The organism is Gelidibacter mesophilus DSM 14095, assembly GCF_000423005.1.
GTDB lineage: Bacteria > Bacteroidota > Bacteroidia > Flavobacteriales > Flavobacteriaceae > Gelidibacter > Gelidibacter mesophilus.
This window is the reverse complement of sequence record NZ_KE383968.1, coordinates 230,475-245,559: the sequence shown is the minus strand read 5'-3', so window position 1 is coordinate 245,559 and position 15,085 is coordinate 230,475. Positions and strand designations below refer to the sequence as shown.

Genomic DNA, 15,085 nt, shown 5'->3' with positions numbered 1-15,085 from the left:
TTGGATGGTAAGTAGTAGCGTTAAAGCAAGGATTTTTTGTTTTAATTATGAGATTCCTGCCTGCGCAGCAATTGGTTATTTGACCAAAACCCCCTTCACCTTCATTAACGGAATATTCTGCAACGCCTTTTCGTTAATAGTGTTTTTTCTGAAAAGAAAGTTTTTTTCGTGCATGGTATTGCCTTCAAAAAAAGTAACTTTGAATTCATTGTTTAAGGCAAATAAGTCTTCTTGCATCAATTCAATCTTCGCATAACTTTTCTTGGGAAGCACGTCTAATTTCTTCCTGAAAATGGAGGTCATCTTTTTATCGGAATAACCACTGGTAACAATCAATACCACTTCTAAATCAACGTCTTTGTCATTGATAATATAAGCATTCCAATCTTGTGTTTTGTAAATATCATTATACTTATTAACAACCGCCACATATACGTCTTCAACTTTTGGGATTTCAATATCTTTTTTCATAACAATAATACACGCGTTTCGATTAGGATAAAATGGATTGTGGATGGCAAAGTTAATACTTTATGGTTAAATATATACCTGTCACAAATTAGGAGAATTCAAGAATGGACCTTCTGGATAAACAGATAAAATTTTATTAGTTGTATATTAGTTATTAGCAAACTTACAGGATTGTAAAATATATTGTAATTTTTTAGCTACAAAACTTCTTTTTATGAAAATAACAACGGCCAAGTTATCTGTATTTATTTTGCTTTTAATGGGCATGTCCTGTTTTTCACAAAAGTCAAAAAAGGTAAAAGACAGCATTAATGGCGCGGAGTTTAACGTAGTTCCCTACATCAACTATAATAAAAATTTAGACTTTATGTTTGGCGTAATCCCTATGTATATGTACCCATTTGACAAGGAAGATACAATTTCACCAAAATCTTTGTCTGGGCTTTCCGCAGTTTACACTACCAATAAATCTTATTTTTTAATGGGTTCACTAAATTATATTTGGCAGAAGATACATGGCGTTTTAATTTATTCGCATTTTATGGAAATTTGAATTCTCAGCTTTATATTGATGACTTTGAGGCCCCTGGCTTTTATGATTATAGAACAAATACGGCTATGGTAAGCTTGGGTTTTGATCGAAAACTTGTTAATAATTTATATGGTGGGATGTCCTACACCTTCGCGCATTCAGAATCATTGGTTGAGCAAGATATGGGAGAAACGGATAATACCACCCATGGCATACAGTTTAAAATAACTTCAGATACACGGGATAATGTGTATTACGCAAGAGCAGGAAGAAAAGCGAATTTTAGATGGCAAACCTATCAAAAATGGTTAGGTAATGTTGAAACAGCCAATAAAATTACAGTGGCATATAATCAATATTTTTCGGTTAGAGATGATACCGATGTTGTGGCCGCACGAGTTTATGGTGTTTTTGGTTTGGGAGACATCACTTTTGAACAGCAAGTAGTGATTGGTCGCCAAGACATTCGTGGGTATTCTGAAGCCAAATACCGAGGTGACGGGAAAGTTGCAATACAAGGAGAATACCGATGGAATTTTAATGATAAGATGGGCCTGGTCGGTTTTGCCGGATTGGCAACTATTTATGGTTCAGATACTACGGAATTTAACGGAAACTTTATCCAGGCATTGGCGCAGGATACCGTTACAGGGCTTTTAAAAAGAGCCAATTTAATATTGGATTGGATGGTGCTCTTGGCAAAGATGATTGGGGAATTTACTTTAGGATTGGAGAAGCCTTTTAATTTTTTTCTGTTTAATGAAATAAAAATGACCTAAAGTTTTACTAAAAGAAGAGTGTCCAAGGGTATGCTTACAACATAAAAAAGACTTGGTTGCCCAAGTCTTTTTTATATAAAAATTGTAAAAAATTAAGTCTATTTCCAACCGCCACCAAGCGCCTCGTAAAGTTCAACAATAGTTAGCAATTGCTGTAACTTACTGTCAATGACGTTGAGCTCAGAATTTAAAACACTTTGTCTGGTAATTAATAAATCTAGGTAGTTGGCATACCCGTTTTTTAATAATTCTAAGGAGTTTCTTTCGGCATTCCTCAAAGCTTCAACTTCCAGATTTCTAAACTCAAATTTTGTGGTTTCAGCGTTATAGGAATACAAAGCGTTGGAAACTTCATTCCCAGCAACCAATAATGAACGTTTGAATTCTAGCAAAGCTTGTTCTTGCTGAACATCAGCAACTTCTTTTTGAGTTCTGATCTTACGTTGATTGAAGATTGGTTGCGCCAATCCTCCTACAATATTTGCAAATAAAGAGTTGTAGTTTAACAATTCATCCAATTGCAAACTTTGGAACCCTCCAGAAGCTGAAATGGTTAATGAGGGATAAAAGTTCGCTCGTGCCACATTGGTCAGCTCAAAAGCTCTCACTAAATTGTATTCGGCTGCAATAACGTCAGGCCTATTTCTTAATAAGGTAGTTGGAACCCCTATTTTTAGATCAGTTTGTAAATGTTGTTCATCTAGAATATTTCGCGCATAGTTTTGTGGCTGTTGCCCCAGTAGAATGCTCATCACGTTTTCAGTCTGAAAAATGGCAGTTTCCAAATCTACTTGCAAGGTTCTGGCATTGTTGTACTGTGCGATGTTTTGGTCTACAGCTACTTGAGTTACAGTTCCGGCATCCTTTAAAGCTTGAAGCGTGCTCACGGTACTATCCCTCACCATCACGGTTTTTTTGGTAACTTCCAACTGTGAGTCTAAAGCAAGCAATTGGTAATAAGTTGCTGCAATGTCAGATACTAATCGTGATTTTACGGCTTGATGAATAGCTACAATTCGTAAATAATCAGCTTCAGAAGCACGTTTATTACTTCTTATTTTGCCCCAAATATCAGCTTCCCAAGATAAATTTGCGGTTAAATCGAACTGATCTGAAGACCTGCTGGATAGAAAAGAACCTAATTGGCTATTTTTTGACATTTCTTGATGCGTCACAGAGGCGCCTCCGTTAATCGCTGGAAAATACGCTGCTTTTCCTTGTTTTACGTACGCTTCCGCTGCCAAGACCTGTTGCATGGCCACGCGGATGTCAATGTTGTTCTCAAGTCCTTTCTCGATATACTGAACCAAATACGGGTCAGTAAACAATTCTTTCCAAGACAGGTCTGCCATAGAAAGCGTATCTGTTTGTAAAGCATCTGTTCTGAACAGATTATCGGTTTCATCAACTTGTGGTCGGTCATAGTCTTTTGCTACAAAACAACTTTGAAGGGTAAATGCTGAAACGGTCAACATTACCATATATTTAAATGTGCGAGTTTTAAGCATTGTTATCATGATTTTGATCGTCGTTAAGTTCTAGTGATTGTTGATTGGCTTCTGCCTCAAGTGCTATAACACCTTTTGGTGCTCCTGAAATTTTTTCCTGTAACCATTGGAAAAACATAAACAGAATTGGAATGACAAACACCCCAAGAATGGTTCCTATCAGTACGCCACCAACGGCTCCTGTACCAATGGAACGGTTTCCTTCTGCCCCCACACCATTTGCAAATACCAAAGGCGATAATCCGAAGATAAATGCAAATGAGGTCATTAAAATAGGTCGTAAACGCGCTTCGGCGCCATGGACGGCAGCCGCTACAATGGATTCTCCTCTTCGTCGTCTCTGCAATGCAAACTCCACAATTAAGATGGCATTCTTAGCTAAGAGCCCAAGTAACATAATCAAGGCAATTTGGAAATAAATATTATTTTGCAATCCTGTAAGTTGGGTTGTAAAATAAGCTCCAAAAACCCCTAATGGTAAGGACAGAAGAACAGAGAAAGGGATTAAATAACTTTCATACTGCGCGGCCAGCAAGAAGTAAACAAATACTAACGACAATATAAAAATAGTTGTGGTTTGATTACCTGCGTTAACTTCTTCTCGGGTTAGCCCAGAATAGGCGGTAGTATAATTGGCAGGTAAGCTTTGCGAAATTTCTTCCACTGCTTTAATGGCATCACCAGAACTATAACCGGGTGCAATTGCCGCATTTAACTTTACAGAATTAAATAAGTTAAAACGGGTTACAGACTGTGGCCCATATACTCTTTTTAAGTTCACAAAGGTTGTTATTGGGGTCATTTCTCCTGTACCTGTGCGTACATAGAGTTTACCCAAATCACCTTCTTCGCCACGGTCTTGCGGTAACGCTTGTACATAAACGCGGTATTGTTTACCAAATCGAGAGAAATCGGCGGCAAATATACTTCCAATATAACCCTGAAGGGTTGAAAATATATCACTAATTGGCACACCCAGTTCTTTTGCTAATTCAGCATTCAATTCAATTTCAAACTGCGGATATTTTGTGTTGAATGAGGATTGCGCATATTGAATCTCTGGTCGTTGCGAGAGTTTATTTGCAAAATCCTGAGTCACGTTATCCAGATCCGTAAAACTTCCGCCAGAACGGTCCAAAAGGTTGATCTCCACACCGGCAGAGTTTCCAAACCCTGGAATACTTGGCGGTAAAAAGAAGATAATATTGGCCTCAGGAATCTGTGCGGCTACACCAAACATTTGTCCGGTAATGCTTTTCGAAGAAAGCGACTCATCCTTACGATCTTCCATATCGTCCAAACGAATAAAGCCCAATCCGAAGTTGCTACCTGCACCTCCTAAGAAACTACTTCCTTCAATCAGTGATCCTCCTTTAACGCCTGGAATCTCGATTAGTTTTTTATAAAGATCGGCATTTACTTGATGTGTTCTATCTATGGACGATCCAGGAGGAAGTTCAACGTTTACGAAAACAATACCTCTATCCTCATCTGGAACAAATCCAGTTGGCAATACCGAAGACGACCACCATATTGCAACTACCGATATGATAAGCGCAACCACGGTAATCCATTTATTTCTATAGAGAAAATGGACCGATTTACCGTATTTAGTGATGGTAGCATCAAAACCTCTGTTGAATCCGTCAAAAAAGCGTCCTAAAAAGCCCTTTTTCTTTTTGTTTTGCTTGTCGTCATGACCTTTTAAGAATAAGGCACATAACGCAGGACTCAAGGTTAAAGCATTCACAGCCGAAATAATAATGGCCACAATAAGCGTGACTCCAAATTGCTCGTAGAAAACTCCCGTTGGACCTTGAATAAATGTGACGGGTACAAATACAGCTGCCATGACCAAGGTAATGGAGATAATCGCACCAGTAATATCATGCATGGCGTCAACAGTTGCCTTTTTTGGGTCGTGTTCTCCTTCATCAATCTTGGCATGGACGGCTTCAACCACTACAATGGCATCATCAACCACAATACCAATAGCCAATACCAACGCGAAAAGTGTTAATAGGTTAATGGAGTAGCCAAAAAGATTCAAGAAGAAAAACGTACCAAGAATGGATACCGGAACTGCAATGGCAGGAATTAAGGTGGATCTAAAATCTTGTAAGAAAATGAAAACAACCAAGAATACAAGTAAAAACGCCTCAGCTAAAGTGGTGACCACCTTTTCTATGGAAGCATTTAAGAACGTATTGGTGTTATAAGGAATAAAGACCTCGACACCTTTAGGTAAATCGGCCTTAATATCTTCCAGTTTTTTCTCGATTTCAATAATAATATCCCTAGCGTTGGAGCCTTTGGTTTGGAAAATACCCATGTTAACCGCTGGTAATCCATTGGTAATAGAACCTCCAGTGTAAGATTGTGCACCCAATTCAATATCGGCCACATCAGAAAGCCTCAAAAATTGTCCATTGCCTAACGCTTTAATGATAATTTCACTATACTGCGCTTCAGTTTTAAAACGTCCACCATATTTGATCACATAACTAAATGCTTCTCCGTCATTTTCACCCAAAGATCCAGCAGCTGCTTCCAAACTTTGTTCACGCAATGCTGCGGTAACATCTGTCGGAATCACCCCGTAGGCTGCCATTTTTTCTGGTCGTAACCAGATACGCATGGCGTAATCTTTTGCTCCAAACACGTTCACATCACCAACACCGTCAACCCTTTGTAATTCTGGAATGACGTTGATTTTTAAGTAATTCTGTAAAAATACGGCATCATAATCAGGATTGGTACTGTAAAATGACGTAAACATCAAGGCACTGGTTTGCTGCTTTGAGGTGGTAACACCAGTTTGCAATACGGCTTGAGGCAATTGCGAATTGGCTCTTGCGACACGGTTTTGAACGTTTACTGCGGCAATATCAGGATCAACATCTTGATCAAAAAATACCGTAATGGTTGCGCTACCTGTGTTTGATGCACTAGAGGTAATATAAGTCATCCCCTCTACACCGTTGATTTGCTCTTCTATAGGAATGATGACACTTTCCAAAATAGTTTCAGCACTTGCACCAGGATAATTCGCATTTACTGAAATTGTTGGGGGCGCAATATCGGGATATTGCGTTATCGGTAATGCGGTAAGACCAAGGACACCCAAAATCACGATGATGATGGAGACGACCGTCGAAAGAACTGGTCTTTCTATAAACATTTTTATCATAACTTCTTATCTTACTTTATTATCTGAATACTTTTTCAATTGGTTTTGCAATTGTATCAAAAGGTACTTCCATAGGTTTTATCTGTGAATCACCTCTTAGCTTTGCAACACCTTTAGCAACAATTTTATCGCCTTCTTGAAGTCCTTCAGAAACTACATAAACGTTGTTGACATCAGCTAACACGGCGATACGTGTTGAAACAGCCATATCTCCTTCAGCTAATTTATAAACATAATAACTGCCTTGCTGCTCATAGGTAGATTCCTTTGGTACAACCACAACATTTGAATACGTTTTTGGGACTCTAATTTTTCCACTGTTTCCGTTGGTCAATAATCTTGCATCATTATTAAAAACGGCACGAAATGAAATAGAACCTGTATTCGCATTCACTTGAGAATTAATGGTCTCAATGGTGCCTTCTTTATCATAAATGCTTCCATTGGCCAAAACCAAGGTTACTTTAGGGAAATTCTTGATTTTTTCCTGTATGTTTTTGCCTTCCGCGTTTTGAATAAAATCGAGATACTCTCTTTCATTCATGGAGAAATAAGCATAGACTTTACTAATGTCAGACACCGTGGTTATAGGCTCTCCTGATGGACTTACCAAGGTTCCTTTACGAAGTCTGATGGAGCCCACATAGCCGTCCACTGGACTTTTGATATTGGCGTAGTCAATGTTGGCACCAATACTATTATAAGAACTTTGTGCTTGCAATAATTTTGCTTTTGCAGTTTCTAATTGTACGTTACTGATAATATTTTTTTCAACCAATGGCTTTAGCTTGTCCACCTCAACTTGAGCGGCATTAACGTTGGCTTTTGCTCCAGCAGCATCCTGGCTAAGCGTCTGGGTTTCTAATCTAAAAAGGGTTTGTCCTTTTCTTACCATTTGGCCTTCATCCACTAACACTTCTGTAATATATCCGGATATCTTTGGGCGCACTTCACTGTTATTAACACCTTCAATGCTTGTTGGATAAGTAGTAAACCCAGTGACCGTTTTTTGTGGGAGTGTTGTCACCTGAAACGGCGTAGGGCCTTGTGGTCCTTGTGGGGCTTGTTCTTTATCTCCACAGCTCAAGAAAAGAGCTATAAAACTAAGGGAGACTACTAATGGAAGTTTAATTGTTTTCATTGATTACAGTTTAGTGTTTTTTTCTAGAATTTTTGATTTTAATGTGGATACAGATTTGGTGACTTCATCTAAAAACTCGATGTAATTATCATGAAAGTCTAAATTGAACTTTGATCCATCGGCATCGCTCAATTGATTGGTCTTTTCTTTGTGTGCTTTAATTTCTAAATGCAATTCTTTTTGCTGAATCCAAGATTCCATCATGGTATCAATATTTTGGATGATGCTATCTTCGTTGATGGTATAGTATTTTTTTCGATCGCCAGTTTTGGTGAAGTAAAGGATTCGTTTTAAATCGGCTAAATGGTTTAGATGCGTAGAAATAGTACTTTTACTAGCACATAAATCATTTACCAAATCCTCAAAAGTGGTTCCGGACTTGCCAGTTAGAATGATATAAGCCAGAATACGGGCAGCTACGGGAGCAATTTGTTCTTTCTGCTCCATAAAGACGCCTAGTCTTTCAACCAGATTTTCTTTGTCATTTCGGATTTTACTCAACATTATTTTTAAAAATTTTATGCAAATATAAGTGAGGTTCGGAACAATCCGAACTAGACGAAGTTAAAAAAATGTTAAATAAAAAAAACCGACGAAATCTCATCGGTTATGTTTTTGAATCTTAAGGATTTATAAAGACGATTTAAATTGTTCTAAAAACCGAACGTCATTTTCGCTCAATAATCGGATATCACCAATCTGGTGTAAAAGCATTGTAATACGATCGATTCCCATTCCAAAGGCGAATCCAGAATAGACTTTTGAATCGATACCACAGTTTTCAAGAACGTTGGGATCAACCATCCCGCACCCCATAATTTCCAACCATCCTGTACCTTTGGTGATGCGATGGTCAATTTCAGTTTCCAGTCCCCAATACACATCTACTTCCGCACTTGGCTCCGTAAACGGGAAATAGGAAGGACGCAAACGGATTTTGCTTTTCCCAAACATTTCTGTCGTGAAATATTGAAGGGTTTGTTTTAAATCGGCAAAACTCACGTCTTTATCAATATACAAACCTTCCACTTGGTGAAAGAAACAATGCGAACGTGATGAAATGGCTTCGTTTCTAAACACACGTCCAGGAGAAATAGTACGGATTGGTGGTTTGTTGGTCTCCATATAGCGTACCTGCACAGAACTTGTGTGGGTCCGTAATAAAATATCAGGATTGGTTTGAATAAAGAAGGTATCCTGCATATCTCTTGCCGGATGGTATTCTGGCAAATTCAGTGCGGTGAAATTATGCCAATCGTCTTCAATCTCAGGACCTTCACTAACGTTGAATCCAACACGCGAAAAGATTTCAATAATTTGATTTTTCACGATTGAAATCGGATGACGCGCTCCAATGGCAATAGGTTCGCCCGGACGTGATAAATCGCCAAAAATGCCTATGACCTCTTCCTTGCTTTCCAGTTCTTCCTTTAGCTCAGTGACTTTGTCTTCAGCAGTGTTTTTCAATTGATTGATGACCTGCCCAAACTCTTTCTTTTGATCATTCGGAACGTTTTTGAATTCTGCGAAATAAGTATTCAATACGCCTTTTTTTCCTAAGTACTTGATGCGGAAGGCTTCAATTTCGTCTTTGGATTGCGCTTTAAACGCTTCGACTTCAGTGATGAGGTCTTTAATCTTGTCTATCATAAATCAAAAAAATGAATGGCAAATTTAAGGTTTTTCGTGTAGAAACCTACAAGATTTTGTAAACCTTGTGGATTCGAATTCATAAGACCTGTCAGGTTTTTAAAGCCTGACAGGTCTGAATATGGGACTTACTCAATATATTCGGTTTCAATAAAATAATTGACAATGGCTTCTTTCATTAAGACACTCTGTTCCCCAGCTTTTAAAGGTGGAAGCTGTTCTTTGACAGTATAATGTGGCCATTTATCCTCATCAAAATAATCAAATTCGTAGTAACCATAAGGTTCGAGCAATCGGCAGATGGCAATGTGCATCAAATCTAATTTATGGTCTTTCTTAAATTTTCTATGGATTTGCCCTAATTCTTGCACACCAATCAAATAGATAATGGCATCTAGGTCTAATATATCGCCTTCAGCGAATTGGGTCGAAAGTTTTTTGACTACTAACTCCCAGCGTTTTTTTAATTCTACGTCTCTTGACATCTTCATTTCCTGCGAAGGCAGGAATCTTTTTTAGTTAATAATTCATTGCTATTACAAGAATAGCTTTGACATTTTTAATTTCCTCCATGGTTACTGATTTCGAAGTCTGGTTATTGAACTCGTTGAAGTAAAGGCAGGAATCTTTTTAGTCAGTACTGAAATTTAAATTGCATTCGAAATTGAAAATTAAATCAACCTTTATGTGGGTTTTTGTCTTAAAGTCCATTCCGTCAATACCAAAATAGCATTGACCGCTTTTAGTTGAATGTTCATCACACAATATAAAACCCTTGGGCAAAGTTAAGAAACAATGCATTCTGATTAGAATTTATAAGTCTAAAAATCCGAAATTTATGTACGTTTGCTAAAATACAATAGCTTATGAGTGTTTTGGATATCGTTTTGGTAGCTCTTATTCTTTTCGGACTGGTTCGCGGATTGATGAAAGGGTTATTTGTAGAAATAGCTTCTGTTGTTGCATTGATTGCGGGCGTGTACGGCGCGATCCATTTTAGTCATTACGCCGCTACATTTATTGATGACAATTCAGAATGGAATGAGAACACCGTTCAAGTTGTTGCGTTTGCGGTCACCTTTCTAATGATTGTTCTTGTGATAGCCTTGGCAGGAAAAGCCTTGACAAAACTTGCTGACTTTGCTGCTTTAGGCATTGTCAACAAATTGTTGGGGGCACTCTTTGGTGCTTTAAAAATCACGTTGATCTTGAGCGTGGTTTTAAATATTTTTGATAGTATGAATAGTGCGATTCCGATGACCGACGAACAAAGTATTGAAGATTCTGTACTTTATACGCCAGTGAAAGCTTTAATGCCTGCGATTTTCCCGATTATTTTAGAAAAGAAAAAAGCGTTGGAAGGCGATGATTTAGAAGCGGATAATTCTACTGGGGACCCTAAGATTTAATAACAATCTGATTTTATTTGCTTGGCATAATGACTCAAGGGTTTTTTATTGCACTCTTGGCAAACGATGCCCAAAGTTTCCATAACGTCCTTATACATGGCCATAGAACCACAGATCATAATCACGCCATTATTTTCTAGAGTTTTCGCAATGTTGGGACCATCTCTTTTCAATAATTCCTGCACATACACACATTCGTGTTGCTGGGAATAAGCCAAATTCATAGCGCTCAGTTTCTTGTTTTCGAGTTTGTTTTCAAGATGCGACTTGTACAGATCTAGGGATTTCTCATTACGTAACCCGTAGTACAACTGTGTTTCGGTTTTTTTGTGATTTTCATCTAACATCCCCAAAAATGGTGCAATTCCGGTTCCGTTGGAAATAATGACTATTTCTGACGCTTTTTTCGGGACATGAAAATGGGCATTTTCAATGTGACGTGCGTCGCAAATATCGCCTACTTCTAAATTGTTGAGATAACCCGATCCCAGACCGTTTTCGTAATACTTGACGCTTAACTGGATATTGCCATTGACCTTCCCGATAGAATAGAGTCGCTCTCGATAGTCATTATTGGGATAGATGGCCAATAAATCGCCAGACCTAAAAGAAAGATGTTTTTTGGGTTTTAAGGTGATGATAAAGGTATCGTCCGGATTGTCATCCACCTTGGTTTTCGAAATTACTATAAAGGATTTAGTGCGTTTGGGTCTGGAAATCAAAGTGTCTTTCGGGATGGAGAGTGACAGTTCTACTTTGTCAGACCAAATTTTAACCCACTGCTCAAAACTTTCAAAAGATTTGTCATTGATGGTAAAAGTTGGAACCAATTGTTCCGTGTTTTCTTGGAGAAGGGCATGGTCTACATCAAAAGCGAATTTACAGAAATCAGGGTAGGCGAGGGAGCCAAACCCCACCACTGAAAAACTGAATCTTTGATTTTGTTTGTACAGTTCTAGGCGTTTTAAGAATTTGTTGGCGTTTGAAGGAGGATCACCTTCCCCGTAAGTTGCGGTCATGACAATAAGATGTTCCGCTTTTTTAAATTTTCGATATTTATTGAGTTCTGTAATGTAAACACTTTCTCCAGCGGCAATTAATTCTTTTTGAAGAGCGTTGGCAAAAACCAAAGTGCCTCCATTTTCTGAGCCTACCAGAATAACGAACCGCGCATTGCTTTTCTTGAACTTGTTCCTCAATTTGGCTCCACGACGTTTTAAGGTCATGGCAAATCCGGAATAAATAAAGAAAAGGATATTGACCGACGCAATTATTAGGATTACAGACCATAAAATACTTCCCTGACCGGTATGTAACGTTAAACTTAAATTGGAGAAGAAGGTCACCAAAGGATATTCTATGGTGCTTATGACATCGCCGTTAAATTGGTTCACGACAATTTCCTTGTTTTTCAGGTACAGGGTGTAGAAGTCTTCAGCATCATCGGAAAATGGAAACTCAACAGATTTTAATTCAGAAAGTTTAGTGTTGATGAATATGGGCATCTCCGCAAAAGATTGTGGAGGAGAAGCCGTGAGCAAGTCATAATCTATCTCATGTTGTGGCTGCGTTTGGGATAGCAGATCAAATCTTTCCATGGATAAATAAACCCCTGTAACGGTAATAAGGATGATAGGGATGAGAGATAGACGTCCTAAAACAACATGCCAATATTGGGCAAAATCATCATTGACAATTTTTGAAAAGAACTTTTTAAAACTTCTCTGCCGTTTTATAATTAAGATGGTTCCCGAAACTGCAATTAGGAACAGTAAAAACGAACACAGACCTACTAAAATTCGTCCGGTACTTTTTAGAAAAAGCGATCGGTGCAAATTGGTAGTCCATTGAAAAAACTTGGGAGTTTCAATTTTTTGGCCCAGATATTCGGCGGTTTTCGGGTTGAAATAGCCTTCTAATGATTCGCCTTCATCATTGATTACGGAAGCCAGTACAAAATCGTTGTGATCCACTTCCAAGGTCAGCACCTCGGGGTAGGTTGAGGTAAAAGCTTCGAGGCTTTCAGCTAAAGTAATTTGATCAAAACCATCGGTTTTATAAGGTTGAATTTTTTCGGAAATGGGTTGGAATGCCAGAACAATCCCAGTAACGGAAGCCAAAAAAATAAAAACAAAAGAAGATACCGCCAGTGCAAGATGGCTATATCTCCAAATGGAGATGGTCATATGCTAAAATTGTTAATAGAATCAAGACCGCTTCGATGTTGGAACAAAGATTTAAGACTTGATTGTGATACAAATCGACATTCAATTTTTTAAAAATGATGAAGACTTTAAACAGACCTGTCAGGTTTTAAAAACCTGACAGGTCTTACTTTCTTCACATTTTTTTCTGCTTTTTAATTTGGCATTAAACGCACGTATCTAATAAATCCACTGCCTTCTTTCTTGCTTTTTACGGTTTCTGAAGTCAGTTCAAACTCTACATCCTTGACATGGTATTCTTGATCTTCCACCGCGGTTTCAAAACGGATTTTATAACCGGTATTAATTTTTGAATCTTCAATATCCAAAATAGTGATGGTACGTGCGCCTCCGGAAATTGTCGCTCCGGTAATGGCATCTAAATTGGAACGTTTTTTACCTTGGAATTTTTTCCACCATTCTTCAATGGTATTGTACCATTCAGAATCGTCGCCTTGAACGTATAAAGTTTTTTTATAATTGCCTTTGGGATCTATCAAAGAGATGACTACATAGGCGCCTTCACCAGTATAATTTGTCATCTGTATCATGCATTTGTATTTCGAGGTAGGAGGCATCGTGGTGAACGATAATATCCCGAAAAGAACCAGGCTTAAGATGGCAATGTGTTTTAGTTTCATGTATTATATGTTTTAACCTACAAGATGTGTTGATCTGTATCTTGGAGGTGTTTTAATTTTGTTCGTCAGAGGTGCACTAATTTTTTACTTTAAGAACTCTACGGAAATGTTCTGATTTTTCAAGAGTTCGTTCTCTAAAGCCAAATCGTAGGCGGTTTCATCAAAATCGGTTGCGAGCTCTTTCTTGGCGCCTATCGAAAGCAAATATTTTAAAATATCCGAATCTTTAGCAGACATCGCAGCTTTGTGTAAGGGTGTGATGCCTTCTTTGTTGGCGGCATTCACATCGGGGTGAAACTGTTGAATAAATTTAAGCGTAGGCAGGTCGTTTTTGTCCAATGCTAAATGGTATAAGGTGTTGCCATTGGATTGTGGTCTTCCAAATACAAAGCCGTGATTTTTAAGAAGTGCTAGTTTTTGGTTGAACAAATCGTCTTTATCCTCAGCGTAGGTCTTCATCAGATAAACGGATAAATCATTGCCATTGGCATCCTTAACAGCAACATCAGCGTTTTGGCTTAATAAGAAATCCACCACATCAACACTATTATTGGTGACCGCCAAAGCTAATGCCGATTCCCCTTTTTTATTGGTTTGATTGATATCCTTAACGGTTTTTGCAAATAACTTGACGACTTCAAGAGAGTTTCGTGCAGCAGCATTTATAAAAGGGGTGTTGCCATTAGCGTCTGCTTGGTTGACATTTACACCTTTATCGATAAAGTAGTGGATTACCGCCATGTCCTTACTTCTTGATCCCAAAGCGTGCAACGGAGTGACGCCATCCTTTGAAACCACATTGGGGTTTAAGCCAATCCCTTCTAAATAAGTATAAACGTCCATCCCGTTAGATTTACCGCGAGTGCCCTGACTGGCAAAAATGAAAGCGTTGTCATTTCCTTTATAACCTTTTTCAAGCAACTGGTTCATCAAATCAATATTACCAGTTTTGGCTACATAATTAAAAACACCGTCACCGTTTCTGTCCACGCTGTTCAAATCAACGCCTTTGGAAACAAAATAGTCGATAAGGCTGAAATCGGTATCGTAAGGTGCAACCAACAATAAAGCGTTTGCGCCGGCAGGTGTTAAGTCTGTTTGTAAATTAGCGCCATGTTTTAGCAGTAAATCATAAACTTTAGTGTCCTTTTGCCCTGAACCTGCGGCAAAATTCAAAATGGTACTCCCTTTATTGTCCGTGATGTTGGTTTTTGCACCCTTCTCCAAGAGATATTGCATGAGCGGCACATTACCTTTATTGGCTGCCCAAAAGATATAGGTACGATTGTCATGGGTTATCTTATTGACGTCATTTCCTTTCTGGGAAAGGGCAAATTTAATCGTTTCCAATGGAGCATCCGCCAAGATGGCTTGACTCACACCATCAAAATTACTGGCATTGGCTTGAGCAATATCATGACCTTCTTTGATCTTTAATTGGAGGGTTTCTACGGTGGGTTGGGTGCTCCAAAACTCCCGATCCAAAAATATATTGTCTTGGGCAAGAATTGAATGACCAACAAATAGTACAGCGAGGAGTGTTAAATAGTTCTTCATGGT

13 protein-coding genes are annotated in these 15,085 nt (G+C 38.4%); 3 read left to right on the top strand and 10 right to left on the bottom strand.

Annotation, left to right across the window (positions count from 1 at the left end; translation table 11 throughout):
- Positions 1-75: 75 nt before the first annotated feature.
- Entirely contained in the window at positions 76-471 is a 396-nt protein-coding gene (locus G525_RS0119040; RefSeq protein ID WP_027127559.1) for a hypothetical protein, read from the bottom strand.
- A gap of 214 nt (positions 472-685) precedes the next feature.
- Between G525_RS0119040 and G525_RS21950 the strand changes: the two genes are divergently transcribed.
- On the top strand, positions 686-1,024 hold the full coding sequence (locus tag G525_RS21950; protein ID WP_051210024.1) for a hypothetical protein: 339 nt from the start codon (positions 686-688) through the stop codon (positions 1,022-1,024).
- The gene (locus G525_RS21470; protein ID WP_169514466.1) at positions 973-1,782 is read left to right on the top strand and encodes a BamA/TamA family outer membrane protein; all 810 of its coding nucleotides are present in this window, start codon (positions 973-975) and stop codon (positions 1,780-1,782) included. Before G525_RS21950 ends, G525_RS21470 begins: the two co-directional genes overlap by 52 nt.
- Positions 1,783-1,880: 98 nt before the next feature.
- Here G525_RS21470 and G525_RS0119030 read toward each other — a convergent pair whose 3' ends face one another.
- From G525_RS0119030 to G525_RS0119000, 6 genes are all read right to left on the bottom strand, one after another.
- Entirely contained in the window at positions 1,881-3,299 is a 1,419-nt protein-coding gene (locus G525_RS0119030) for an efflux transporter outer membrane subunit (RefSeq protein WP_027127558.1), read from the bottom strand.
- Positions 3,283-6,480 carry an efflux RND transporter permease subunit gene (locus G525_RS0119025; RefSeq protein ID WP_027127557.1) on the bottom strand — a complete coding sequence of 1,066 codons (3,198 nt, stop codon included), beginning with the start codon at positions 6,478-6,480 and terminating at the stop codon, positions 3,283-3,285. The genes G525_RS0119030 and G525_RS0119025 overlap by 17 nt, the downstream gene beginning before the upstream one ends.
- A gap of 19 nt (positions 6,481-6,499) precedes the next feature.
- Positions 6,500-7,621: an efflux RND transporter periplasmic adaptor subunit gene (locus G525_RS0119020; protein WP_027127556.1), complete on the bottom strand. Its 1,122-nt coding sequence runs from the start codon at positions 7,619-7,621 to the stop codon at positions 6,500-6,502.
- Between the two features lie 3 nt (positions 7,622-7,624).
- Positions 7,625-8,125, bottom strand: a complete 501-nt coding sequence (locus G525_RS0119015; protein WP_027127555.1) for a GbsR/MarR family transcriptional regulator — start codon at positions 8,123-8,125, stop codon at positions 7,625-7,627.
- A gap of 126 nt (positions 8,126-8,251) precedes the next feature.
- Positions 8,252-9,271 (bottom strand): phenylalanine--tRNA ligase subunit alpha, encoded by a 1,020-nt coding sequence (pheS, locus tag G525_RS0119010; RefSeq protein WP_027127554.1) that lies wholly within the window; start codon positions 9,269-9,271, stop codon positions 8,252-8,254.
- 128 nt (positions 9,272-9,399) lie between these two features.
- Positions 9,400-9,756, bottom strand: coding sequence for a hypothetical protein (locus tag G525_RS0119000; protein ID WP_027127553.1), 357 nt, complete (start codon positions 9,754-9,756; stop codon positions 9,400-9,402).
- Positions 9,757-10,137: 381 nt separating this feature from the next.
- Here G525_RS0119000 and G525_RS0118995 point away from each other — a divergent pair, with 381 nt between their 5' ends.
- Positions 10,138-10,680 (top strand): CvpA family protein, encoded by a 543-nt coding sequence (locus G525_RS0118995; protein ID WP_027127552.1) that lies wholly within the window; start codon positions 10,138-10,140, stop codon positions 10,678-10,680.
- On the opposite strand, the gene G525_RS0118990 is transcribed toward G525_RS0118995, so the two are convergent.
- The 3 genes from G525_RS0118990 to G525_RS0118980 all read right to left on the bottom strand — a co-directional run bounded on the left by G525_RS0118990 (position 10,677) and on the right by G525_RS0118980 (position 15,082).
- Entirely contained in the window at positions 10,677-12,866 is a 2,190-nt protein-coding gene (locus tag G525_RS0118990) for a PepSY domain-containing protein (RefSeq protein ID WP_027127551.1), read from the bottom strand. The two genes, G525_RS0118995 and G525_RS0118990, sit on opposite strands and share 4 nt — an antisense overlap.
- 173 nt (positions 12,867-13,039) lie before the next feature.
- The gene (locus tag G525_RS0118985) at positions 13,040-13,525 is read right to left on the bottom strand and encodes a DUF2271 domain-containing protein (RefSeq protein WP_027127550.1); all 486 of its coding nucleotides are present in this window, start codon (positions 13,523-13,525) and stop codon (positions 13,040-13,042) included.
- A gap of 84 nt (positions 13,526-13,609) precedes the next feature.
- A complete protein-coding gene (locus G525_RS0118980; protein WP_027127549.1) occupies positions 13,610-15,082 on the bottom strand; it encodes an ankyrin repeat domain-containing protein in 1,473 nt (490 codons plus the stop codon).
- Positions 15,083-15,085: the final 3 nt, after the last annotated feature.